Here is an 870-nt window from a genome sequence, read left to right on the forward strand (position 1 = left end):
TTAGCCATGATGGATTTACGATGATAATGAATGATACGATTAAAAATTTCTCAGAGTTCCCAGCATTAGGCTTAGTACTAGCAGTGATGATTGGTATTGGTGTTGCAGAGAAAACAGGATACTTCGATAAGTTAATGATTTCTGTTGTGAATCGCGCACCACGATTTTTAATTTTACCGACTATTATATTAATTGGTATTTTAGGTAGTACAGCCGGCGATGCTGCGACAATTATCTTGCCGCCGCTTGCAGCAATGCTTTTTATTAAAATTGGCTATCACCCTATTGCTGGTTTAACGATGGCATATGCTTCCGCTGTTGGAGGATTTGCAGCAAATATAGTTGTTGGTATGCAAGATGCTTTGGTCTATTCATTTACAGAACCGGCAACACGTATCGTTTCAGATTCTATTAAAACAAACGTTGCTATGAACTGGTACTTTATCGCAGCGAGTGTCGTTGTATTACTTCCTACGATATTGCTAGTTACAACTAAGCTCATTATTCCTAGATTAGGAAAATATGATGACAGTTTAATGCATGATGACCATGAAGAAGCATCTTCACATATTACTGACAAAGAAGCACATGCTTTAAAATGGGCAAATATCAGTTTCATAGTCACAATTATTTTATTAATTATTACAGCTATTCCTGAACATAGTTTTTTAAGAAATGCTAAAACAGGCAGCTTACTAGACGATGCGCCATTAATTAACGGTGTCGGATTAATTATTCTTGTCGTATTTTTAGTACCTGGATTAGTTTATGGGATTTTAAGCAAAGAAATTAAAAATACAAAAGACTTAGGTAAAATGTTCGGCGATGCTGTAGGATCAATGGGAACATTTATCGTTATTGTGTTTTTTG

General features: G+C 35.5%; 1 protein-coding gene. It reads left to right on the forward strand.

Annotation, left to right across the window (positions count from 1 at the left end; genetic code table 11):
• On the forward strand, positions 1 to 870 hold an 870-nt coding region (locus tag IDG60_RS16710; RefSeq protein ID WP_206160956.1), incomplete at both ends, for an AbgT family transporter.

The organism is Staphylococcus sp. EG-SA-2 (assembly GCF_017152085.1).